We start from the raw sequence: 398 nt of genomic DNA on the forward strand, positions 1-398 counted from the left end.
GGCCGGCATGGTCCGACCGCACCCATGATCCACGCGCAGGCCCGTTGCCAGCGCCGCCGAAGGAGCGGGGCGCCATGATCGACGTGGTGCTGCTGATCGTGATCGCCGCCTCGACCCTGCTCGGGATGCTGCGTGGCTTTGTTGGAATCGTCATCGGCACGCTGTCGTGGCTGCTGGCCGCGTGGGCGGCCTTCGCCTTCGGCAACGATGCGGCACGCTGGTGGGCGGCCCCGGCCGCACCCGGCGGCGAGCATTTCGTTGGCGGCTACCTGGGCGTGGGCATTGGCGTGATGATCGTGGTCGCGGTGATCGGCATGGTCATCAAGGCGATGATCCATCGCAGCATGCTGACCAGCCTGGACCGGTTGCTGGGCGGCGTGCTGCGATGGATCATCGCC

The 398-nt window shown here is 68.6% G+C and carries 1 protein-coding gene; it reads left to right on the forward strand.

Annotated features, from left to right (window positions below; genetic code table 11):
- Window positions 1-74 precede the first annotated feature (74 nt).
- The coding region (locus E2E34_RS35170) for a CvpA family protein (protein WP_208765436.1) at window positions 75-398 on the forward strand (324 nt) is incomplete at its 3' end.

Origin of the sequence: Streptomyces albidochromogenes (assembly GCF_005981925.1) — a bacterium.
GTDB lineage: Bacteria > Actinomycetota > Actinomycetes > Streptomycetales > Streptomycetaceae > Streptomyces > Streptomyces albidochromogenes.